This is a genomic window from Alteribacillus bidgolensis (assembly GCF_002886255.1).
Taxonomy (GTDB): domain Bacteria; phylum Bacillota; class Bacilli; order Bacillales; family Marinococcaceae; genus Alteribacillus; species Alteribacillus bidgolensis.
Window position 1 is genome coordinate 787,409 of sequence record NZ_KZ614149.1, and the last position, 20,796, is coordinate 808,204.

At 40.3% G+C, this 20,796-nt stretch carries 22 protein-coding genes and 1 riboswitch; of the genes, 19 read left to right on the forward strand and 3 right to left on the reverse strand.

The features are described 5' to 3' along the window. Positions 1-203 precede the first annotated feature (203 nt). Positions 204-560, forward strand: coding sequence for a peptidase M56 (locus CEF16_RS24245; RefSeq protein ID WP_245917758.1), 357 nt, complete (start codon positions 204-206; stop codon positions 558-560). Between the two features lie 212 nt (positions 561-772). Here the strand turns inward: CEF16_RS24245 and CEF16_RS04065 are convergent, their stop codons facing one another. Together CEF16_RS04065 and CEF16_RS04070 are read right to left on the reverse strand one after the other, a co-directional pair. Next, on the reverse strand, positions 773-1,651 hold the full coding sequence (locus CEF16_RS04065) for an Mrp/NBP35 family ATP-binding protein (RefSeq protein WP_425427955.1): 879 nt from the start codon (positions 1,649-1,651) through the stop codon (positions 773-775). Continuing rightward, complete coding sequence (locus CEF16_RS04070; protein WP_091579996.1) at positions 1,651-2,376, reverse strand: Crp/Fnr family transcriptional regulator; 726 nt, start codon at positions 2,374-2,376, stop codon at positions 1,651-1,653. The genes CEF16_RS04065 and CEF16_RS04070 overlap by 1 nt, the downstream gene beginning before the upstream one ends. Before the next feature lie 149 nt (positions 2,377-2,525). On the opposite strand from CEF16_RS04070, the gene mobA reads away from it, so the two are divergent. The 8 genes from mobA to CEF16_RS04110 all read left to right on the forward strand — a co-directional run bounded on the left by mobA (position 2,526) and on the right by CEF16_RS04110 (position 10,285). Beyond that, positions 2,526-3,044, forward strand: a complete 519-nt coding sequence (mobA, locus tag CEF16_RS04075; RefSeq protein WP_091579998.1) for a molybdenum cofactor guanylyltransferase — start codon at positions 2,526-2,528, stop codon at positions 3,042-3,044. Positions 3,045-3,149: 105 nt separating this feature from the next. Continuing rightward, positions 3,150-4,292, forward strand: a complete 1,143-nt coding sequence (locus CEF16_RS04080; protein ID WP_091580001.1) for an MFS transporter — start codon at positions 3,150-3,152, stop codon at positions 4,290-4,292. Then, entirely contained in the window at positions 4,285-6,423 is a 2,139-nt protein-coding gene (gene fdhF, locus CEF16_RS04085) for a formate dehydrogenase subunit alpha (protein WP_091580003.1), read from the forward strand. Before CEF16_RS04080 ends, fdhF begins: the two co-directional genes overlap by 8 nt. Position 6,424: 1 nt before the next feature. Next, entirely contained in the window at positions 6,425-6,970 is a 546-nt protein-coding gene (locus CEF16_RS04090) for a 4Fe-4S dicluster domain-containing protein (RefSeq protein ID WP_091580006.1), read from the forward strand. A gap of 19 nt (positions 6,971-6,989) precedes the next feature. Continuing rightward, positions 6,990-7,523 (forward strand): QcrA and Rieske domain-containing protein, encoded by a 534-nt coding sequence (locus CEF16_RS04095; protein WP_091580009.1) that lies wholly within the window; start codon positions 6,990-6,992, stop codon positions 7,521-7,523. Continuing rightward, a complete protein-coding gene (locus tag CEF16_RS04100; RefSeq protein WP_091580012.1) occupies positions 7,516-7,716 on the forward strand; it encodes a hypothetical protein in 201 nt (66 codons plus the stop codon). Before CEF16_RS04095 ends, CEF16_RS04100 begins: the two co-directional genes overlap by 8 nt. Before the next feature lie 292 nt (positions 7,717-8,008). Next, the gene (locus CEF16_RS04105) at positions 8,009-9,196 is read left to right on the forward strand and encodes an MFS transporter (RefSeq protein ID WP_096241738.1); all 1,188 of its coding nucleotides are present in this window, start codon (positions 8,009-8,011) and stop codon (positions 9,194-9,196) included. A gap of 378 nt (positions 9,197-9,574) precedes the next feature. After that, complete coding sequence (locus CEF16_RS04110) at positions 9,575-10,285, forward strand: Crp/Fnr family transcriptional regulator (protein ID WP_091580018.1); 711 nt, start codon at positions 9,575-9,577, stop codon at positions 10,283-10,285. Between the two features lie 46 nt (positions 10,286-10,331). Here CEF16_RS04110 and CEF16_RS04115 read toward each other — a convergent pair whose 3' ends face one another. Beyond that, positions 10,332-10,886 carry a hypothetical protein gene (locus tag CEF16_RS04115; RefSeq protein ID WP_091580021.1) on the reverse strand — a complete coding sequence of 185 codons (555 nt, stop codon included), beginning with the start codon at positions 10,884-10,886 and terminating at the stop codon, positions 10,332-10,334. 254 nt (positions 10,887-11,140) lie between these two features. Here CEF16_RS04115 and CEF16_RS04120 point away from each other — a divergent pair, with 254 nt between their 5' ends. From CEF16_RS04120 to CEF16_RS04165, 10 genes are all read left to right on the forward strand, one after another. Then, positions 11,141-11,338, forward strand: coding sequence for a cold-shock protein (locus tag CEF16_RS04120; RefSeq protein ID WP_091580023.1), 198 nt, complete (start codon positions 11,141-11,143; stop codon positions 11,336-11,338). Positions 11,339-11,523: 185 nt separating this feature from the next. Continuing rightward, positions 11,524-11,721, forward strand: a riboswitch (cobalamin riboswitch). A gap of 180 nt (positions 11,722-11,901) precedes the next feature. Next, positions 11,902-13,521: a precorrin-3B C(17)-methyltransferase gene (gene cobJ / locus CEF16_RS04125; RefSeq protein ID WP_091580026.1), complete on the forward strand. Its 1,620-nt coding sequence runs from the start codon at positions 11,902-11,904 to the stop codon at positions 13,519-13,521. A gap of 13 nt (positions 13,522-13,534) precedes the next feature. Further along, positions 13,535-14,437, forward strand: a complete 903-nt coding sequence (locus tag CEF16_RS04130; protein WP_091580029.1) for a sirohydrochlorin chelatase — start codon at positions 13,535-13,537, stop codon at positions 14,435-14,437. Next, positions 14,434-15,210: a precorrin-6A reductase gene (gene cobK / locus CEF16_RS04135; RefSeq protein ID WP_091580031.1), complete on the forward strand. Its 777-nt coding sequence runs from the start codon at positions 14,434-14,436 to the stop codon at positions 15,208-15,210. Before CEF16_RS04130 ends, cobK begins: the two co-directional genes overlap by 4 nt. Next, positions 15,211-15,885 carry a precorrin-8X methylmutase gene (locus CEF16_RS04140; RefSeq protein ID WP_091580034.1) on the forward strand — a complete coding sequence of 225 codons (675 nt, stop codon included), beginning with the start codon at positions 15,211-15,213 and terminating at the stop codon, positions 15,883-15,885. Further along, entirely contained in the window at positions 15,863-16,993 is a 1,131-nt protein-coding gene (locus tag CEF16_RS04145) for a cobalt-precorrin-5B (C(1))-methyltransferase (RefSeq protein WP_091580036.1), read from the forward strand. The genes CEF16_RS04140 and CEF16_RS04145 overlap by 23 nt, the downstream gene beginning before the upstream one ends. Beyond that, a complete protein-coding gene (cbiE, locus tag CEF16_RS04150) occupies positions 16,990-18,198 on the forward strand; it encodes a precorrin-6y C5,15-methyltransferase (decarboxylating) subunit CbiE (protein WP_091580039.1) in 1,209 nt (402 codons plus the stop codon). The genes CEF16_RS04145 and cbiE overlap by 4 nt, the downstream gene beginning before the upstream one ends. Continuing rightward, positions 18,195-18,923, forward strand: coding sequence for a precorrin-2 C(20)-methyltransferase (cobI, locus tag CEF16_RS04155; protein WP_091580042.1), 729 nt, complete (start codon positions 18,195-18,197; stop codon positions 18,921-18,923). The genes cbiE and cobI overlap by 4 nt, the downstream gene beginning before the upstream one ends. Further along, positions 18,920-19,711: a precorrin-4 C(11)-methyltransferase gene (cobM, locus tag CEF16_RS04160; protein WP_091580045.1), complete on the forward strand. Its 792-nt coding sequence runs from the start codon at positions 18,920-18,922 to the stop codon at positions 19,709-19,711. The genes cobI and cobM overlap by 4 nt, the downstream gene beginning before the upstream one ends. Then, entirely contained in the window at positions 19,704-20,792 is a 1,089-nt protein-coding gene (locus tag CEF16_RS04165; protein WP_091580048.1) for a cobalt-precorrin 5A hydrolase, read from the forward strand. Before cobM ends, CEF16_RS04165 begins: the two co-directional genes overlap by 8 nt. The last annotated feature ends 4 nt before the right edge of the window (positions 20,793-20,796 follow it).

Below are 20,796 nucleotides of genomic sequence, written 5' to 3' on the forward strand. Positions count from 1 at the left end.
CAAAAAAATTGCTTATCTTTCTGGCTGTAAAGCCGAACAATTATTTGCAGGAGAAATGTGGTATCTAGACCTTTCTCATCCGGTACCTATTGCACTAAACAGCTGGTATAAGAATTACTTCTCTTCAATGGTCTCCACTTCCTATTAGCCTGCCAAGAAAAACATATTATAATGAAACTTATAATGTAAGCTTTGCATACCCATTGAATTGGCATAAAGTGGCTCCAGAACGTTATGAAGGGGAAGATGGCTTTTTCCAGATTGCTGCTATTTCTGCGGGGTCAGATATAAAAGAAGTTTGCAGAAATGAAGCTTTTCATTCCTTAATGCCCTACGGCTCGCGACCTCAGATCATAAAAACAGAGATACATTCTCAAGAAGCTTGTTTCATTTTTCCATCTAGTGATCAACCTCTTGAACTAGAAGAGCAAACTGCTTTCATTGTAAGATATCCTTCTCCGGTTTATATACAAGACGAGCAATACAATTACTTTATTCTTTGGGCAAGCAAGGATGAAATCCACGAGTTCGTTTCTACATTAGCTTTTATAAATACGTAAAATTATCTTAGATATGTTGCTAGGTCCTTTATGACTTGTGTTTCCTTCATAAATGAAAAGCCGTGATTTCTCTTAAAAGGGAAAACGGCTTTTTGTACAATCAGGAATAAATTGTATAAGTAAAACGACGGCACTCAACATATAGGATAAGTTAAAGCTGTGGTTGCTAGAAGACGTTTATGCAAGCCAACTTTTCTCATAACGTTAGTAGTTTATGAAGTAAAGGGGACATCTAAATGATCTATAGTAATTGCTGCTTTTTGATAAATACTTTTTATTTCTTGATTTTCATTACATTTAGAAGAAACCTGTTTATCATTGGGAGGGGGGATGACCGGAATTTGACCTATTAAGCTGGTATTTAATAAAGCAGCTAATTTTTCCCCGCCGCCATTTCCAAAAAGATGAAATGTTTCACTAGATCCTTGCGGTGAAAAATAAGACATATTCTCTATAACTCCGAGGATGCGTTTGCCTGATTTTTTTGCCATGGTCCCCGCTCTTTCGGCAACGTGCACAGCCGTTGGGTGCGGCGTTGTTACAATAATCTCTTTGCAATCCGGCAGTTTCTGGTGCATATCGAGAGCAACGTCTCCAGTACCTGGCGGAAGGTCTAAAATTGTATAATCCAATTCTCCCCAGATCACATCATTAAAAAAGTGATCAAGCATTTTGCCAAGCATCGGACCGCGCCAAACGACAGGGGCGTTTTCTTTTACAAGAAAGCCCATGGACATAACTTTTATGTTATCAAATCCAACAGGTATAATTTTATTGTTGACTGTCTTTGGATTTGAAGAAAGATCAAGCATTTTTGGAATGCTGAAACCGTAAATATCGAGATCAATTAGAGCCACCTTTTTCCCCATATCTGCAAGCGCTAACGCAAGGTTAATGGATATAGTTGATTTTCCAACTCCTCCTTTACCGCTTGTCACTGCCAACACATTGCCGCTTAACAATAGCATCACGCTCCTTTTTAATCTGTACTCAGTGTAATAGATGTGAAGGCCCATGGCTGTGATGAAAATCACATTAAAAGAGAATGAAAAAAACTCCTGCTTTAAAACAGGAGCTGCAACTACAATCATTACATTCTGCAGACAGCCAGGGGACATTCTTCACAATGACAAACGGATTTTAAGTATTGTAAATCATGTATAACAATATAACCTTGGTGCTGTGAAATAACAGCTTTTTTCTTTAAATCTGACAGCATCCGGTTAACGCTTTCTCTTGTTGAGCCGATATATTCTCCTAATTCTCCATTTTTCATTTTCCTGGTTATCGTAATAGTATTTGCTCTTTTTATACCGTAAGAATTGGACAATCGAATCAACGTAGAAGCAAGGGCGCCTGCTTTACCGTAAAATGTTAAATCGCGCATTTTTGATTTCGTTATCTGTCCCATAAGCGTTGTCCATTTCATAAATTCAATGGCTAAACTGCCGTGCTGCCACAACAGCACTTCAAGGTCTTTTTGCTGTATAAAACCTATTTCACTATCTTTTAAGATAAAAGCATTATAGGTATAAGAAAGTGTATCAAAACCGCTGATATCTCCTATTAAATCGCCTTCTCCATACAATCCGAAGATATATTCCTTTCCATCCGCTGTCGTTTTTGTTAGTTTTACTACCCCTTTTTTTACGTAAAATAGTTTGTTCGCCGCATCGTCTTCCATAAATAAAAAACTGCCGGTGTTTAATGTGTGGGTATACATTATTTCTTTAATTTTTTCAAAGTTCTCCTCAGTAAATGAGGAAGTGTTTTGGAAATTATTTATTTCTTTATTTAAAAGGGCTTGATTTCCCATTATCATTCCTCCTGAACAAATTCTGTAGTTTGATCATACAAGAGAGAAACATTTTAGAAAGTGAGAAAACTCACACTGAACCCAAAAATGTGATGAATGTAACAGAATGAACACATTTCATATTTTTTAAACAAGGAGAAGGTATAGATATGAGTCTAACAGGAGTCATTTTAGAAAATAACTTTAAAAACACTGTTCTATCAGAGAAATTGAGCTCAGTACAAAGACAGGCCGAAAAAATGAAAAAAATATGCACGGAAGTCATTTTTGTCACGAACACCCCGCATCATTATCTTCCTGTATTAGGAAGCTCCATTCGGATAATTACCGAATACTATCAACGCTATCATCCGTTTTGCGGCATGCACGCTTCTTTTTCGTTAGCGAAAAATGAAAGGATGTGGGTTGTATTAACGAATTCCAGCCTTTCCTCTGATATAGCTCGTATCTTAAATGAATATGATGTTTCAAAAAACCTGGATGCTGTTTTGCCAGAACGGGACGGGGAAGTTCAACCTTTCTATGGCATTTATCATTGTCGATGTGCTGAAGTGTTAGAAACATTAATCAAGAATGAAATATATAAGGCTGAATTCTTTTTAGACAGCATTAATTGGGTGAAATATCACGAAGGAAAACCTCAGACAATAACTTATAAAAAAGTTTGAAGATTTAATATACAGATGTGAAAAATATCACAGTTATGATTACAAATCCTCCCTACAATGAATGTACTTCACAAATTCAGAAATGAATTCAAAAGGAGTGGCAGAATGAAACAACTAGAAAAAACCTTCTATTCCAAGACAAGTATGTATTCTTTTGTAGTGGTCATGGTATTGATTCTCTCGATGTGGATTGGAACAGAACAATTTGCCCACATTGATATGATGCTGTTTGGCTACATTATTTCTTCTTTTGTATTTGCTATTGGAATGACAGTCAGGTTGTGTTCATGGTTGATTAGGCCTGCTACACGTCAAATGATCAAAAGAAGTTTGGCTAACCTAAAGCAGCGTAAAAGGGTAAAACGAAATGTTTTTTCTATTTTGAAAACAGCGATGGAAAATATCTTTTTACAAAAATTTATTTTTAAACGCGGAATCTACCGGGGGATTATGCATTGGTTGATTGCCTGGGGATGTATTGGTTCTTTTGCGATTACATTTGGTTTAGTTTTTGGCTGGATGCATTTTAAATTAGTAGACCCTGAAACGTATCAAATTATTGTGATGGGGATTCCTACGATCAGCATGTCCGCCCACGGAATGTTTGCTGAATTAGTTTATAACGGGTTGAACATAACAGCACTGATGGTATTAATCGGAGTCACGATGGCGCTGATCCGCCGTTCAGTCAATAAAAATGTCAAAGCGATGCAGCGTACAGAATTTGATTTATTTCCTCTCTATATATTGCTTGCTGTAACTGTCACAGGTCTAGTGTTAACTCTATCCTACGCTTTTTTAGAAGGCTGGATGCATCCTCATTTATCTTTAATACATCAAGTTACCGTCGTTATTTTTCTCGTTTATTTTCCTTTTGGGAAGTTATTTCATCTTCCGGTTCGTCCCCTTGCGACTGCGGTACCAATGAATTACCAGGAGACAACGAGAGTAGACAAGAGAGCATGCCGAAGCTGTCAATCTCCATACAGCAGTGATGACCAAATAGCGGATGTGAAGAGTATTCTCGGCGTGCAAAGCTTTGACCTTCAGCTTGCTGACGGTTCTTTCCTTGCCGATTATTGTCCTGCCTGCAGGCGGAAAATGCGAGTGATGAAACAATTAAACATAGAAACAGAATTAGAACAGCCTTATGCACCAATCCAAACAATAAATGATGTTCAAATACCAGGATTTGGAAGAAAAAGAGCGGCAGCTTATTATGAAAGAGAGGAGAAGGCAAATGACTGATTTTATGGCAAAGCCAGGGGTAAAAAACCTTCATAAAGAAGGAGAAAAGTTAATTACAACGCATTGCAGCTACTGCGGTATGCAATGCGGTATGCATATAAGAGTCTCTGAAAAAACAGGAAAGGTCCTAGGGGTAGAACCAAGGTATGATTGGCCGGTCACCAATGGGAAACTTTGTCCAAAAGGGGTAACAGCTTACCAGCAAATTGATCATAAAGACCGGATTAAACGGCCTTTAATCAAGAGAAACACAACGTTCGTAGAAAGCAGCTGGGACGAGGCTTTAGATTTGATTGCAGATAAATTCAGCGAACTACAAAAGAAATATGGGAAAGATACGTTATCGGTGTTTGGAGGCGTATCCATGACAAATGAAAAATGCTACCTGGTCGGTAAATATGCTAGAGCAGCGCTTGGAACCAGATTTATAGATTATAACGGTCGTTTTTGCATGAGTTCGGCTGCCGGGGGTTTTTTGAGCACATTCGGGATTGATCGAGGATCCACGCTACCTTGGACAGAGTTAGAGCATAGTGACTGTTTTTTAATCGCCGGTTCAAATACAGCTGAATGTCATCCTACCAGCATTCAATGGTTTTGGAAAGCAAGAGACAAAGGCGCGAAAATGATTGTGGTAGATCCGCGGGAAACACCAACCGCTAGAATTGCAGATGTTCACTTAGATTTAAAGCCGGGTACAGATTCAGCACTAGCAAATGGGCTTTTGCACCTTTTAATAAAAGAAGACTACGTGGATGAAAGGTATGTGATGGAACGCTGCAATAATTATAAAGAGCTTAAAGCTTCTGTTGATCCTTTCACTCCTGTAGTGACGTCTGAAATAACCGGAGTAAGCGAAGAGAAAATAATCCAGGCTGCTCACATGTACGGAAAGTCTCCTCGTTCTGTCGTTATGTTTGCAAGAGGCGTTGAACAGCAATCTAAAGGAGTAGATAACGTTACGTTATACACGGCGCTGGCACTTGTTCGCGGACAGGTAGGAAACTTTGCATCAGGTGTGGCAACGTTTACTGGTCAAGGCAATGGGCAAGGCGGCAGAGAACATGGACAAAAATCAGATTTACTGCCGGGTTATCGTAAATTAACAGACCCGGATGCAGTTAAGTACATTTCAAAGGTATGGGGGATTGAGCCAGAAGAAATGCCAAAACCAGGTGTTTCTGCTTTTGAAATGTTTGATGAAATTCAAGCAGGTAATATACGAGCCATGCATGTCATTTGCAGCAACCCAGCTGTTTCTGCCCCAAATACAGAATATGTTTGGGATTCCTTTAAGAAGCTGGACTTTTTGGTCGTAAATGATTTCTTTCTTTCGGAAACAGCAGAGTTTGCAGATGTCGTTTTACCGGCTGCCAGCTGGGCAGAAGATGAAGGAACTACGACGAATTTAGAAGGGAGGGTTATTCATATACGCAAAGTGTCAGAACCTCTCTATGAATCAAAACCAGACTGGGTCATTTTAAGTGAAATAGCAAAACGAATGGGGAAAGGAAAACATTTTCCTTATGAAAATTCAAGAGAAATATTTGAAGAATTACGTCTAGCCGCAAAGGGAGGAAACGCTGATTACTATGGAATTACTTATGATCGGATAGACCAGGAGGACGGAGTGTTTTGGCCATGTCCCTCTGAAGACCATCCGGGCACACCGACGATGTTTAAAGAAACGTTCAGTACTCTGGACGGAAAAGCGAACCTGCCTGCTGTGACGTGGGAAAAAGCAGGGGAAATACCTAGCGAGGAGTTTCCTCATATTCTCACCACTGGGCGCGTTGTCTTTCATTATTTATCAGGTAATCAAACAAGAAGAATTAATTTTCTAATGGAACAGTGTCCATTGCCATACGCTGAAATACATCCGGAGCTTGCCAGTCAGTATAATGTGCAAAATGGAGAAACCATCAAGCTTACAACCCCTAGAAATACGATGGATTTAGAGGTGAAACTTACAAAGGCGATTCGAAAAGATACGATCTTTGTACCGTATCATTGGGGAAAAAAATTAGCCGTTAATCAGCTTACGAATCCATGTTTAGATCCTATATCAAGAATGCCTGAATTTAAAGTGTGTGCGGTGAAAATGGAAAAATTAAAACGGGGAGAGGGGTAATATGAATAAAATCATGTATCTTGAATTTGAACGTTGTATTGGCTGCCGTGCATGTCAAGCGGCTTGCCGTGAATGCGGAGGACATGATGCAAAAGAGCGAAATTATGTAGAATACGTGGATTTTATGGAGAGCAGGCAAACGTATCCCATGTTGTGCATGCAGTGTAAAGACCCAGCATGTGCTAGAGTCTGTCCCGCTAATGCAATACAGATAACAGAAGACGGAGTCGTGTTATCTGCAATGGAAGAGAAATGCATCGGCTGTCGAAATTGCACCTTTGGCTGTCCCTTTGGCATACCGAAATTCGATTTTGAGGAAAACAAAATGTACAAATGCGATATGTGTTACGACCGCTCCCAATACGATATTGCACCGATGTGTGCATCAGTATGTCCAAGTGATGCGATTCGCTTTATTGATTTTGATGAAATGCAAGCTCTTCGCAGACGCCGCACACAAATGAATTTAGTAGAAGGAAAAAAACCAACAGAACAGGATAAATGGGAATACGTACCTGAATTTTTTGGTGTATATACCGGCCAATAAGAACGGGGGACATCTTTTTATGAATGATAAAAAGTATACAAAACGAAATCAGTCTAATAGCAATAGTGATATGGTAAATTTGGTGAACAATCTTGATCAAAAAACAGATTTGAAATATAATCGGCGAGCTTTTTTAAAAACGGCTGCAGGCGCTTCAGTTGCATTAGGAGTTGCTACACTGCCGTTATCTGTACGCACGCTCGTTGGGGCTTTTGAAGATGATTCAGACCATGTGGAAATAGTGAAACTCTCTGAACTTCCAAAAGGATCTTCTGTAAAATTTAATTATCCGACAGAGGAAGATTCAGCCTTGCTTGTACACACGAAATCAGGCGAGTTAAAAGCATATAATAACGCATGTACCCATTTAATGTGTCCTGTGTTTTATGAAGAAAAAGAAGAAGTGCTGCTTTGTCCCTGTCACAAAGGATATTTTGATCTTAATAATGGTCAGCCAATTGCAGGACCGCCGCAGCGTGAACTTCCTTTGATTGAAGTGGAAGTAATCAATGGGGTTGTATATGCCGTTGATAGGAAGTATCGCCATGGGTAAAAAAATATGCTGGATCATCATATTTATCACGTTAGCGATGAACGTAGTAATGCTTCAGTTTACGGTACACTCGTATTTAGGGAGAGAGTCAAACCAGGTTTATGTTTATAGCGGAGTTGCTGTAATTTCAGGGATGAGTACAGTGATCACTTATCTGATTTGGAGAAAGAAAGAATATAACGAAAATGCGTAAAAGCTATTTTAAACGGTAAAGCCCGTTTCTTTTAATGTTGTTTATAAAAGAAACGGGCTTTTTTGTATTTTCAGTACACAACTAAAAGGAAGCATACTACTGCATGCAACGACAGTTGTACACAGCCTCTATATTACGTCTTACTTTTTTAGGCGGTTCCTTTTAAAGGGCGATAAGCCTAATAAATAAACAGTGACGAGGAAGGTAACTGTGATGAATCTAACAGGCAGGAAGACTATATTTTCCTATACTAAAAACATCAATTCAGTATAAAAGAAAAGGCGGGGTTACGATGAAAAGAGATGCAAAAATAAGTAAAAGAATATTAATTTTAACCACATTGGCAATGGCTTTTTCTTTTACTGTCTGGGCATCATTATCACCGCTTGCAACCGAATTCCAGGAAATGTACGGGCTGACGAATACAGAGAAAAGTATTTTAGTTGCGGTGCCAGTCTTGCTTGGATCGGTAATAAGAATACCTTTAGGAATTTTTACAGATAAGTATGGAGGCCGCAAAGTGTTTACCGGACTTCTGCTGTTTACCATCATCCCTCTAGTTGGGGTCAGCTTTTCTTCCTCTTACTTTATGTTATTATTTTGGGCTTTCTTTTTAGGAGTGTCTGGAGCTTCCTTTGCAGTGTCTATAGCTTTTGTGTCAAAGTGGACACCGAAAGAAAAACAGGGAACCGCTCTTGGTATTAACGGCATGGGAAATATCGGAACAGCAGCTGCCAGCTTTTCTTTACCTGCAGCAGCAGCTTTACTCGGTATTCAGGGAGCTTTTTGGATGTTGATGCTTCCAATAGTCATAATGAGTATTCTTATATGGTTTTGGACGCCGGAAACACCAAAAACCGGAGAGACAAACACGATATTAGGTTCTTTGGAAGTGTTGAAATATAAAAACAGCTGGGTTCTTTCATTATTTTATTTTGTTACATTTGGAGCTTTTGTAGCTTTTGGGATTTATCTGCCTACTTTGCTAATGGACTTATACAATATAACAGCCGTTGACGCAGGGGTAAGAGCAGGCGGATTTGTTGTGCTTGCCACACTGGCTCGGCCGCTTGGCGGAAATTTAGCAGACAAATTAGGGGCAGGCAAGATATTAACCATCGTATTTCTTGGAATCATTGCCGGCGCTCTTGGAATAAGTTTTAGCATGACGAGTCTTGTCGTTATGACCATTCCTTGTTTGCTGGTAGCTTTTATGACAGGAATTGGGAATGGCGCAGTGTTTAAGCTTGTCCCGCAGTTGTTCCCTAAGGCAACTGGTGCCGTTACTGGGATCGTCGGGGCAGCTGGTGGCTTAGGAGGTTTTTTTCCTCCAATTTTACTTGGTACCGTGAAAGATTTTACAGGTAGTTATGTATGGGGGTTCATTTTTCTATCTATTGTCGCTTTTACTTGTTTCATTATAAATAAAACATATTATGATCGAAATAAAAAATTAAACATAAAAGCAGCTCGGACCTAATAAATATCGTGAGGCTGTCTCAAAAGGTTAGTATAAGGAAAATCATCTAGCAGCTGGGATAGGCGAGACTCCTGCTGGGAAATAGGGCAGTGTGAAGCCCCCTCAGTGAAGGGTTTACTCACGAGGAGGCTAAACCGCCGCCCTTGTGCCCTAAGGGTGAAAGCGAGTATATTCCAGTTGCGTTTGCTGAGAACTGACTTATGGGAAAGCTCCCTTTCCAAGCAGAATGTATACGTTCCATTGTCAGATATACGGCAGACTTTCTCTCATTCATTTACAGACGATACTGCATTATGTACTATAAAATTAGTTATTTCAACTATTGATAATAGAAAAAAGAAATTGTTTTAACAACGTTTTATAAAGAGAGGGTAATACATGCCTAAAAAGAAACTTAAGCTCAACCGTTTCTTTGCCCAGTTAACCGACGAGAACAAAGAGCTGCTGCTAGCCAATGGGACAAGTCAAATAGTAAAGTCTAAGAAAGTGTTATTTACAGAGGGAGAAGACCCTGAATATGTATATTTAATACGTTCTGGTATTGTCCGTTTAAGCAAAATGACGGTAGAGGGAAAAGAATTTTCTGTCCACCTTAAACAAAAAGATGAATTAGTCGGAGAAGTAGGCTTATTTAATGAAATGGCTATTAGCGTTACAGCGACAGTAGAAGAAGAGGCTGAGTTAATACGATTTGACCGGAAGACCTTAGAAAAAATATTTAGAGAGAATGGGGATATTGCTGTGGCATTTATGAAATGGTTTGCCAGCCACACGCAGTCGACTCAATCTAAATTCCGTGATTTACTGCTTTGCGGCAAAAAAGGAGGGTTGTATTCCACATTAATCCGTTTTGGTAATTCTTATGGAGTAGAGCATGACCATGGTACTTTTATTGAAGTAGAGCTGACGAATCAAGATCTAGCAAATTATATAGGGACAACCAGAGAAGGTGTCAATCGGATGATGAATGAATTAAAAAAAGAAAGGGTTATTGATTACGAAGATAATCATATTTTACTGCTTGATATTGCTTATTTAAAAGATTATTTACAGTGCGGGGAGTGTCCTGTAGAAATCTGCACAATATAAATCAGAAAAGCTAGATGAGCGAATCATTTAGCTTCTCCTTTTCTTTTTAGATAAACTCACCGGTTGCTTCCACATGAAGAAACTTTCCGTTCACTCTTTTTTCACCCAATGCAGTTAATAAAGTACAATAGGTTATTATACACTCGCTATTAACAAATGTTTCTTGATAATCTAGTAAAATTCCCCGCCAAGCACCTGCTTTGCTCTTTACTTCCACTTTCTGACCTTTCATCGATTTATACTTCGCATGTAAAAGAAAGGCCTTCCAATTTTTCCATTCGTGAAATAAATACGCTTTTTGTCCATTTTCTAAATACCCCATGAACGCTTTCGTATCATCCATATCAGCTTGAAGATGGTGAGCCAATAGAAATATTGCTTCTCTAATCAGCTGATAGTCATTCATAGAAAGGTTTTCAGAGAAAGTAATGGTGATTTTTGAGAAAGCAGAAATGATATTCCCTGTTACTTCTGTATTGGTGGATTCTAGTATACTTTTTAAGACATAGTTCTGTTTATTTTTATAAAAATGTGCATCATAAAACGCATTGTCAATCTCTTTTATCCCTTTATTTGGAAAGGTGAGGGCAACTTCAAGCATAGTTAACCTCCTTAACTGTTTAATTTAACAAAAGTCTAACAACAAATATTGATTCTATCTGTGATTTGCATCACAAAAGATTCTGGCAAGAGTGCTTGCATTCATTTGAAAAACATGGTAAAGTGAATTTACTTAAGTTTGTTCATGCTTCTTAAAGTTAGAAAAAGGGATAACCTATTTCGTCTTACCGCAGAGTAGAACAAGATTTAAGAATAAATGTTGTGTGTTTTAAACGCACAAGGAGGAAATGGAACATGGAACAAGGTACAGTAAAATGGTTTAATGCAGAAAAAGGATTTGGATTTATTGAACGTGAAGGTGCTGACGATGTATTCGTACACTTCTCTGCTATTCAAGACGAAGGGTTTAAAACTTTAGAAGAAGGACAAAGCGTTTCTTTTGACATTGTGGACGGTCAACGCGGACCACAAGCAGCTAACGTACAAAAATAATACACCCAAGCATATATATTTGAACATCTGCACGGATACAAACCACCAAAACTTTATTTGGTGGTTTTATTTTTGAATACCACTTTAGAGTCTGCTGAAAAATGAGACAAAGAGTGAAATTAGATTGACAATGATAGAAATTTATTCTAGTCTGTTTTTTATAGACTATATTTATAACCATAAAAAACTGCATATTGGAAAAAGGTGAAAACAGCCTATGAAACTGTTTTCTTAATAGGGAAGTCCGGTGAAAAACCGGCGCGGTCCCGCCACTGTAACTGGGTTGTCTGCTTGCTAAACCACTTTCGGCGTCATAAACCGGGGGGAAGGATAAGCTGATGAATACCAGGAGCCAGGAGACCTGCCTTTTTCAACAACACCGTTTAACCTACGGGCCATAGGGAGGTGTTAAAGTGCGTGGGTTTTCACTGCTCTGTTTGACCGCAGGAGCAACCTATTAATCTCGTGAATACTAAGCATCTTTAACATTCTCCATGAATGTTAAAGATGCTTTTTTATGTTTCATAAACTTTCACTAATTCTAAAATGAAAGGATGATATGTATGACAGCCGGAAAGATATTCGTAGTTGGCTTTGGTCCAGGTGATGAAGCCCATATGACACACCGGGCAAAAGAAGCAATTGTAGACTCTGATAGTGTCATTGGCTACAAAACGTATATGGATCTTGTCAGCCACTTAATACAAGGGAAAGAGTTAGTGCGGACAGGGATGACAGAAGAAGTAAGCAGAGCCCAAGAAGCTGTCAAGCAAGCCGAAAACGGAAAAAAAGTCTCGGTTATATCGAGTGGAGATGCTGGGTTATACGGGATGGCTGGTCTTGTTTACGAAGTGTTAATTGAAAAAGGCTGGAAAGAGGATGAAGGGATTAGTGTCGAAATTATACCTGGTGTTTCAGCAATTAATTCTTGTGCTTCCCTTCTAGGTGCTCCGGTGATGCATGATGCTTGTACTATCAGCCTCAGCGACCACCTAACTCCTTGGGAACTCATTATGACAAGAGTAGAAGCAGCAGCAAAAGCGGATTTTATTATCGCTCTTTATAATCCGAAAAGCGGTAAACGAACACGCCAAATAGAAGAAACGCAGCGGATTTTATTAGAACACCGTGACCCGAAAACGCCAGTAGGCCTTGTGAAAAGCGCTTTTCGAGAAAGACAGCATATTGTTATGACGGACCTTGAACATATGCTTGAGTATGAAATTGGAATGCTGACGACGGTCATTATCGGAAATAATTCTACATTTTACTATGATGGAAAAATGATCACTCCGCGAGGATATCAACGGAAATATACATTAGGAGAAGAAAAACAGCCTTTAAAGCCAGCTCAGCGCTTGAAACGTGAAGCGGAACCTTGGGCGATGCATGGCGGAAAAGACGAGGAAGCTAATTCATCCGTATCACCAAAAAAACTAACGTCCCTGAACTCAGTTGAACTAGCTGAGGAAGCCCTTTCCGCTGTAATGGGGAAAGCTCCTGAAAAGCCCGCAAATGAAAGTCCTATTTTTAAACAAACGGCTGTTTTTGAATTTGCTGTTTCTCCAGGCGTATGGAATAAAAAAGTGAATGCAAAGCAGCTTGCTTTCTTAGCAGAGGTAATTGGTGAAAAGGGGGAAGTTTCCTATACAACCAGCCACTATTTACAGGTGTCTCTAGAAACGGATGAGCCGCAGACGATTACAAGAAAGCTTGAGCAGGACGGGTGGCTGATTTCTCCTGTTGGAGATGTCATACATGTGAAAGCATGTGATTTTTGTGACGGTGAAAAGAAAGACGGTATCCCATATGCAGAAGAATTACAAGAAAAATTGGGAGGTTTAAAAGTTCCAAAGGTAATGAATATAGGATTTAATGGCTGCGGAATGGCATGTTATGGTGCGGTCACAGATGATATTGGGATCATTTACCGAAGAGGTGCGTTTGACTTATTTCTAGGCGCAAAAACAACCGGACGAAATGCTCATACCGGCCAGCCCGTAGCAGAAGGTCTTTCACCAGATAAACTAGTGGAAACGATGGTAAACGTCATTGAAGAATACAGAGAAAAAGGGCTGCCAAACGAAAGGTTTCACAAGTTTTTTAAACGTATACAAAATATTCAAGGTTTCCAATATCAAAAGATGCCGGAACCTGTAAAAGTGGACAATCCATGCGAATAGAGGGAGGAAGCTAATGAAGGCTGTACTTTTTATTGGCCACGGAAGCCGTAAACGAGAAGGAAACGAGAATATATTATCGTTTGTAGAGAAAGTAAAACAGACCATAGACGTACCAATTGTTGAAACGGGGTTTCTAGAGTTTGCAGCGCCAACGATATCAGATGGCATTGACGCGTGTGTTAAACGAGGAGCTGACAATGTTGCATTGGTTCCTATTATGTTTTTCCCGGCAGGACATTCCAAAATTCATATCCCTCATGCAATGGATGAAGCGAAAGAAAAGTATCCAAACGTTCGTTTTACATACGGACGGCCAATTGGAATTCACCCAGAAATGGTAAATATTTTACAGGAGAAGTTAGCAGATGAAACCATGCTGCCAGAGGAAGGAGACGCAGACACCGCCGTACTTCTTGTCGGACGAGGCAGCAGTGATGCAGATGCTAATAGTGAATTGTTTAAGCTTTCCCGGCTGCTTACCGAAAAATTGGATCATCAGGTAGTGGAAATCTCTTATATCGGTGTTACTAAACCAACAGTAGAAGAAGGGGTGAACCGGCTTTCGCGGCTTGGAGCGAAGAGAATAATCATGGTTCCGTACTTTTTCTTCAGCGGTATTTTAGTAGATCGAATGGATGAGAAACTATCAGCTTTTGAAACCGAATATCCAGGTTTAGATTTTTCTATGACGAAACCAATTGGCTTTCATCCGCGGCTTGAAATCATTTTGGAAGAAAGAGCAAAAGAAGCACTTCAAGGAAATGCGAGCTTAAATTGTGACATGTGTCAATACAGACTGTTTGCTGTAGAACATATGGGAATTGATCATCACCATCATCATGATCACGATCATCCTCATAGTCATAACGAGGACAAAGAAGAAGCAGTTCAAACGGTGAAAGGAGAACGGCCATGATATTTATGCTCGCAGGCACAAGTGATGCAAAAGAATTGGCTGAAAAGATAAATCAAGATGGGCACTCCCTTTTAGCATCGGTTGTAACAGACGAAGCTGCTGAAAAACTGGAAGCAAGCGGGATTAACACTAGAACTGGACGGTTATCGGCAGATCAAATGACGTCAGTGTTAAAAGAAAAAATGGCCAGAGTAGTAGTTGATGCGTCTCACCCGTTTGCAGAAGAAGCTTCCCGCCATGCGATACAATCTGCCGAAGAAGCTGGAATTCCATATATTCGCTATGAGCGAAGTTCGATTCATACCTACGATAAAAAAGTAAACAAAGTAGATTCTTATGAAGAAGCAGCCAAGAAAGCTGCTGAAAAGGGCGGCACGGTTTTTCTGACAACAGGAAGCAAAACATTAAGAGTTTTTGCCGAAAAACTTGTGAAAGATGAAAACGTAAGAATGATCTGCCGGATGCTTCCGCGCTTAGAAAATATGGAAAAGTGTAAAGAGCTTGGTATAGCTCAAAAAGATATTGTGGCGATGCAAGGCCCTTTTTCAAAAGAACTTAATCATGCTCTGTACAAGCAGTTTGGCGTTGATGTTGTCGTTACAAAAGAAAGTGGTAAACAAGGTTCGTTTGATGAAAAAGTAACCGCAGCACTTGACCTTGGTTTAGAAGTGATTTTAATTAAAAGACCTGATGTAGATTATGAAAAAGTGACAGATCACCCTGAGGAAGTACTCGATTATCTTCGAGGTTTACTAATAAAGGAGGAGCAGTAAATGGATTTTTCAACCGAATTTAAACCATTAACGGTGCAGCCAACTGAAATTGAAGGAAAAAGCTTTGAAATGATTACCGAAGAAATCGGAGAACACTCTTTTACAAAAGAGCAATATCCTGTAGTTCAGCGTATCATCCATGCTTCCGCTGATTTTGAATTAGGAAGAAGTGTACAATTCCACCCTGATGCTGTACGAGCAGGCGTCGCTGCAATCCGCTCAGGCAAAGGAATAGTGGCAGATGTACAAATGATACAAGCGGGGATCAGCAAACCGAAGCTGAAAAAGTTCGGCGGGGACGTTAATGTTTATATATCTGATCCAGACGTGATTGAAGAAGCGAAGCGTTTAAATACGACCCGTGCGATTGTCTCCACCCGAAAAGCGATCAAACAAGCGGATGGAGCCATATTTGCAATTGGAAATGCACCAACTGCTCTTTTGGAACTTATTCGTCTTGTAAAAAGCGGAGAAGCTAATCCCGGGCTGGTAATTGGAATGCCGGTGGGATTTGTATCCGCGCAAGAGTCGAAAGAAGAGCTAGCTAAATTGGACATTCCTCATATTACAAATTTGGGAAGAAAAGGCGGCAGCCCTGTAACCGTCGCTGCTGTAAATGCGCTTATCCGTATCGCAGAAGAACAGGTGGCTCATGAAGAAAAAATCAGCACCTAAAAAAGATCCGAAAGATTTACGTCACGGGTATACGACAGGAGCCAATGCGACTGCTGCAGCAAAAGCAGCGATGTTAAGCTTGGCTTCTCAAACAAAGATTATGACAGTAGAGATTACGCTTCCGATTGGAGAGCGCGTGACCTTTCATATGAAAGACATAGAATACGATACGGAATCGGCGCAAGCAAGCATTATTAAAGATGCAGGCGATGATCCTGATGCTACACACCAGGCTGAAATTACAGCGTCAGTAAAATGGAATGATGAGTTAGTTATAGACGGGGGCAAGGGGGTCGGACGTGTGACAAAAACCGGTCTTCCTGTTCCCGTGGGGGAAGCTGCAATAAATCCGGTGCCGCGAAAAATGATGACAGAAATGGCGAAAGAAGTTCTTGGTGAAACAAAACATGCAGGAGCTGAAATTATTATTTCTGTCCCTGAAGGGGAAACCATTGCAGAACAAACTATGAATGGAAGGCTAGGCATCATCGGAGGAATCTCCATTCTCGGTACGCGCGGCACCGTCGTTCCTTTTTCTACTGCTGCATTTAAAGCAAGCATTGCTCAAGCAATAAGTGTGGCTTCTGAAAGCAGCTGCGAACATATTATACTTTCAACCGGTGGACGAAGTGAAAAATATGCGATTACGTTATTTCCAGAACTGCAAGAAGAAGCGTTTGTAGAAATGGGAGATTTTGTTGGATTCAGCTTAAAACAGTGCAAAGCAAAAAGAAGAAAAAGGGCGACTCTTGTTGGAATGATGGGTAAATTCTCAAAAGTAGCGCAAGGAATTATGATGGTACATTCAAAAAGTGCCCCGGTCGATTTTGGATTTCTAAAAGAATTGGCTGCGCAAGCAGGTGCTGATGAGAAGCTGCAGCAAGAAGTAGAAAATGCCAATACGGCGACGGAAGCCGGTAATGTTATGAAGGAAGCAGGTTTTGATAACTTCTTTTCGCTTTTGTGCGAACGTGCTGCAAAATCAGGTTATGAGCATGTAGGCGGAGGAATAGAAGTCGAGGTTATTTTAATGACGATGAAAAATGATCTGCTCGCTCGAGTCGTATATGAAGGACCTGTTGAGGAGAAAGAAGGGAAAGAGGCATGACGATTAAGGTGATTGGTATCGGAGAAGACGGAAAAGAAGGCCTTCTGCCGCTTTATCATGAGTGGATCTATAACAGTGAGCGTTTAGCAGGAGGACATCGCCAGCTTTCTTTTTTTCCAGAATATAAAGGTGAAAAAGTCATTCTGGAGGGAGGTTTAAAACAGAAAATTGACAGCTGGAAGAGCAATCCAAAAGATACCGTTGTTCTCGCTTCTGGCGATCCGCTTTTTTACGGAATAGGTGCTTACCTTTCCAAAAAACTTCCTGACGTCACAACTTATCCTGCTTTAAGCTCGCTTCAACTTGCTTTTGCAAGAATAAAAGAAAGCTGGCAGGATGCAGAATTTCTTAGTGTTCATGGCAGATCATTAAAAGGTCTGGCCCAAAAAATTTCGGGACAGAAGAAAGTATGTTTGTTAACAGATAAAAAAAACACTCCAGCTGTGCTGGCCCGATACTTGCTGCATTACGGGATGAAAGAATATGAAATGTGTATTGCCGAACATCTTGGCGGCGAAAACGAAAAAGTACAATGGTTGTCACTTGAAGAAGCAGCGGGCTACGAGGCAGAACCGTTAAATGTTGTTATTTTAAAAGCAGAAAATCCTAAACCGAAGCCTTCTATTGGTATTGCCGATGATTTGTTCAAACAGCGTAAGCCAGATAAAGGATTGATTACAAAAAAAGAAGTACGGGTGTTAAGTCTTTCTGCTTTAAACTTAAAAAAAGACAGTACGGTCTGGGATATTGGGGCATGCACAGGTTCAGTTGCTATTGAAGCCGCTCATATATGTACAGAGGGCAGTGTTTACGCAATAGAAAAAAATGAAGCGGACATCGAGTATGCCAAAGAAAACGCTGCTGTCCTGCGTGCTGATATACACTTACATCACGGAAAAGCTCCTGAAAATATGGAAGAATGGCCTGCTCCTGATGCTGTGTTTTTAGGTGGTACGGGCGGAAACATCAATAAATTACTGACATTATGTGTGGAAAAAATGCACCCGCATGGAAGAATCGTTCTAAACGCAGCTACGATTGAGACACTCCATGAAGCCCAGGACATTCTTAAGCAACTTGGCTGTGAAGTGGATATAACAATGGCTCATCTTGCACGCAGTAAACCTATTTTACATATGACACGATTTGAAGGATTGAACCCAGTTTATATTATTACAGCCAAACAAAAGGAGATGACAGAATGAGCCGTTACGGAAAAATTATTGGCACAGGAGTTGGACCAGGGGATCCAGAACTTTTGACGATCAAAGCGTACCGTGCTTTAAAAGAAGCAGATGTCGTAGCGTACCCGCGTAAACGAAAAGGCGCAAAAAGTTATGCTTATCAAATTATAGAACCATATGAACACATTATTAAAGAAAAAATTGGTCTCGTCTTTCCGATGACAAAAGATAAAGAAATACTAGAAAGAGAGTGGAACCAAATTGCTGTAACTCTCTTTGAACAAGTGAAAATGGGTAAAGATGTGGCATTTGTTACAGAAGGAGACCCAATGCTTTACAGTACGTTTATTCATTTATGGAAAACCGTAAAAAAGCATTACCCTGAGGTTGAAATCACTTCCATACCCGGAATTTCTTCTATTACAGCCATATCTTCCAATATTATGGTGCCGCTTGCAGATGGTGATGAGTGGACTGCAGTTGTGCCCGCGACAGAAGACCGTGAAAAAATGAAGCAAGCACTTTTGCAGCATGACGGGATTGTATTTATAAAAGTGGCTAAAGTACTTCCGATGATGATCAGTTTACTTGAAGAATTAGGATTGGCGGATTCAGCAGCTGTAGCCACAAAAGTGACATCCAAAGAAGAATGGGTTTGGAAAAACGTGGCCGAACTGAAAACAGCAGAACTTGAATATTTAACGTTAATGATGGTGCGAAAAGAGAAGAAAGAGGTGCTGACATGACTGAGCCAATGGTTTATATTATCGGGGCAGGACCAGGGGATCCTGAGCTTGTCACCGTCAAAGGAAAGCGTCTCATTGAAGAAGCAGACCTTATTCTTTATACGGATTCTCTTGTTAATCCTGACCTTTTCAAAAACATCAAATCAGAAGCTGTGGTACAAAAAAGTGCAGGAATGGATTTAGAAGAAATCGTACAAGTGATGGTAGAAGCTGCAAAGAAAGGCAAAAAAACAGCTCGGGTTCACACTGGGGATCCAACTGTTTATGGCGCTATATTAGAACAAATGAAAAAGCTCGCTGAAGAAGGTATAGAAGCAGAAATCGTTCCCGGGGTAAGCTCTGCTTTTGCCGCTGCAGCAAGTGCCGGTCTGGAACTGACCGTACCTGAATTAACACAAACGGTCATTTTAACAAGAGCGGAAGGGCGCACTCCAATGCCGGATAAAGAGAAACTGGTTGATCTTGCTAGCCACCAGTGCAGTATTGCTCTATTTTTAAGTGCGACATTGATTAAAAAAGTAGTTCGTGAGTTTCTTGAAGCAGGCTGGACACAAGAAGATGCTGCCGTAGTCGTATACAAAGCAAGCTGGCCTGATGAAAAAGTAGTCCGTACAACGCTTGGAAATCTTCATGAAGACATGCGTGCAAACGGAATTACGAAACAAGCAATGGTGATCATCAGTAAAGCGGCAGATCAAGAACTCATTCAAAGCGGGACCTATGAATCCAAATTGTATGATAAAACATTCACACATGGCTACCGAAAGGGTGTAAGCGCCCATGAATAAAATAGCGGTTGCTGCTATCACTAAACATGGTACCGAATTAGCTCGTCGCATTCATAAAGGGTCCCCTCAAGTAGATGTGTTTTATATGAGTAAGTTTGAAAAAGGAGACGAAAAAGAAAAAGGTTTCACTCTTTTTGAAGGATCTGTCCGAAAACAGCTGCCGGCATGGTTTGAAGAATATGACGGTATTGTTATGATTATTTCTCTCGGTGCCGTTGTAAGAATGATCAGCCCTCTCTTAAAAGATAAAAAAATTGATCCGGCTGTTGTTGTTATTGATGATAAAGGTGAGTTTGTCATTAGTGTCCTTTCCGGGCATTTGGGAGGAGCTAATAGTTTAACAAGACAATTAGCTTCTCAACTTCATGCTGAGCCTGTCATTACAACGGCATCTGACGTACAGGGAACGATTCCAGTCGATATTTTCGGGCAAGCCTTTGGCTGGACCATTGAGGACTTTACCCATGTCACTCCCGCCAGCGCAGCCGTTGTAAATGAAGAACCGCTTCTAATTATTCAGCAGGCAGGCGAAAAAAATTGGCAGCCTTCCTCGAAACCACTTCCGACCCATATGAAAGTAGTATCTTCCATAAATGAATCGGAAAATGAAAAGGCTAATGCTGCCCTTGTGATCACGCACAGGGAGCTTTCTGAAGAAGAACAAGCTAAACTGCCAGATATCCATGTTATTTACCGTCCTAAAGTGATTCATGTAGGGATCGGCTGTAACCGAGGAACAGAATCAGCTGAAATTGAAGAAGTGATTACCAGCACATTTCAAAAGTTGCAGCTAAGTAAATCTTCTATAAAAAAAGTGGTTACCATTGATCTAAAAAAAGATGAAGAAGGGCTTTTGCATGTGTGCGAAAAGAACAATTGGCCTTTTGATTATTACTCACCCGAAAAATTAAACAGTGCCCCCATCCAAAATCCTTCAGAGGTAGTGTATAAGTATACGGGAGCTTATGGTGTGAGTGAACCGGCAGCTGTGCTTTCTTCCGGTAATGAAACATTGCTGCTAGAAAAAGAAAAGTCCGGAAATGTAACGATTTCTGTGGCTGTTCAAGAGGAATTTGAATAAAAAG

Excerpts from the sequence above, each read along its gene's own strand:
- fdhF (WP_091580003.1), top strand. The coding sequence starts at position 4,285 with ATGACTGATTTTATGGCAAAGCCAGGGGTAAAAAACCTTCATAAAGAA.
- CEF16_RS04080 (WP_091580001.1), top strand. The coding sequence starts at position 3,150 with ATGAAACAACTAGAAAAAACCTTCTATTCCAAGACAAGTATGTATTCT.
- CEF16_RS04130 (WP_091580029.1), top strand. The coding sequence starts at position 13,535 with ATGAAGGCTGTACTTTTTATTGGCCACGGAAGCCGTAAACGAGAAGGA.
- CEF16_RS04140 (WP_091580034.1), top strand. The coding sequence starts at position 15,211 with ATGGATTTTTCAACCGAATTTAAACCATTAACGGTGCAGCCAACTGAA.
- cbiE (WP_091580039.1), top strand. The coding sequence starts at position 16,990 with ATGACGATTAAGGTGATTGGTATCGGAGAAGACGGAAAAGAAGGCCTT.
- CEF16_RS04090 (WP_091580006.1), top strand. The coding sequence starts at position 6,425 with ATGAATAAAATCATGTATCTTGAATTTGAACGTTGTATTGGCTGCCGT.
- CEF16_RS04115 (WP_091580021.1), bottom strand. The coding sequence starts at position 10,886 with ATGCTTGAAGTTGCCCTCACCTTTCCAAATAAAGGGATAAAAGAGATT.
- cobJ (WP_091580026.1), top strand. The coding sequence starts at position 11,902 with ATGACAGCCGGAAAGATATTCGTAGTTGGCTTTGGTCCAGGTGATGAA.
- CEF16_RS04120 (WP_091580023.1), top strand. The coding sequence starts at position 11,141 with ATGGAACAAGGTACAGTAAAATGGTTTAATGCAGAAAAAGGATTTGGA.
- cobI (WP_091580042.1), top strand. The coding sequence starts at position 18,195 with ATGAGCCGTTACGGAAAAATTATTGGCACAGGAGTTGGACCAGGGGAT.
- mobA (WP_091579998.1), top strand. The coding sequence starts at position 2,526 with ATGAGTCTAACAGGAGTCATTTTAGAAAATAACTTTAAAAACACTGTT.
- CEF16_RS04095 (WP_091580009.1), top strand. The coding sequence starts at position 6,990 with ATGAATGATAAAAAGTATACAAAACGAAATCAGTCTAATAGCAATAGT.
- CEF16_RS04065 (WP_425427955.1), bottom strand. The coding sequence starts at position 1,651 with ATGATTGTAGTTGCAGCTCCTGTTTTAAAGCAGGAGTTTTTTTCATTC.
- CEF16_RS04105 (WP_096241738.1), top strand. The coding sequence starts at position 8,009 with ATGAAAAGAGATGCAAAAATAAGTAAAAGAATATTAATTTTAACCACA.
- CEF16_RS04070 (WP_091579996.1), bottom strand. The coding sequence starts at position 2,376 with ATGGGAAATCAAGCCCTTTTAAATAAAGAAATAAATAATTTCCAAAAC.
- cobK (WP_091580031.1), top strand. The coding sequence starts at position 14,434 with ATGATATTTATGCTCGCAGGCACAAGTGATGCAAAAGAATTGGCTGAA.
- CEF16_RS04110 (WP_091580018.1), top strand. The coding sequence starts at position 9,575 with ATGCCTAAAAAGAAACTTAAGCTCAACCGTTTCTTTGCCCAGTTAACC.
- CEF16_RS04100 (WP_091580012.1), top strand. The coding sequence starts at position 7,516 with ATGGGTAAAAAAATATGCTGGATCATCATATTTATCACGTTAGCGATG.
- CEF16_RS04165 (WP_091580048.1), top strand. The coding sequence starts at position 19,704 with ATGAATAAAATAGCGGTTGCTGCTATCACTAAACATGGTACCGAATTA.
- CEF16_RS04145 (WP_091580036.1), top strand. The coding sequence starts at position 15,863 with ATGAAGAAAAAATCAGCACCTAAAAAAGATCCGAAAGATTTACGTCAC.
- cobM (WP_091580045.1), top strand. The coding sequence starts at position 18,920 with ATGACTGAGCCAATGGTTTATATTATCGGGGCAGGACCAGGGGATCCT.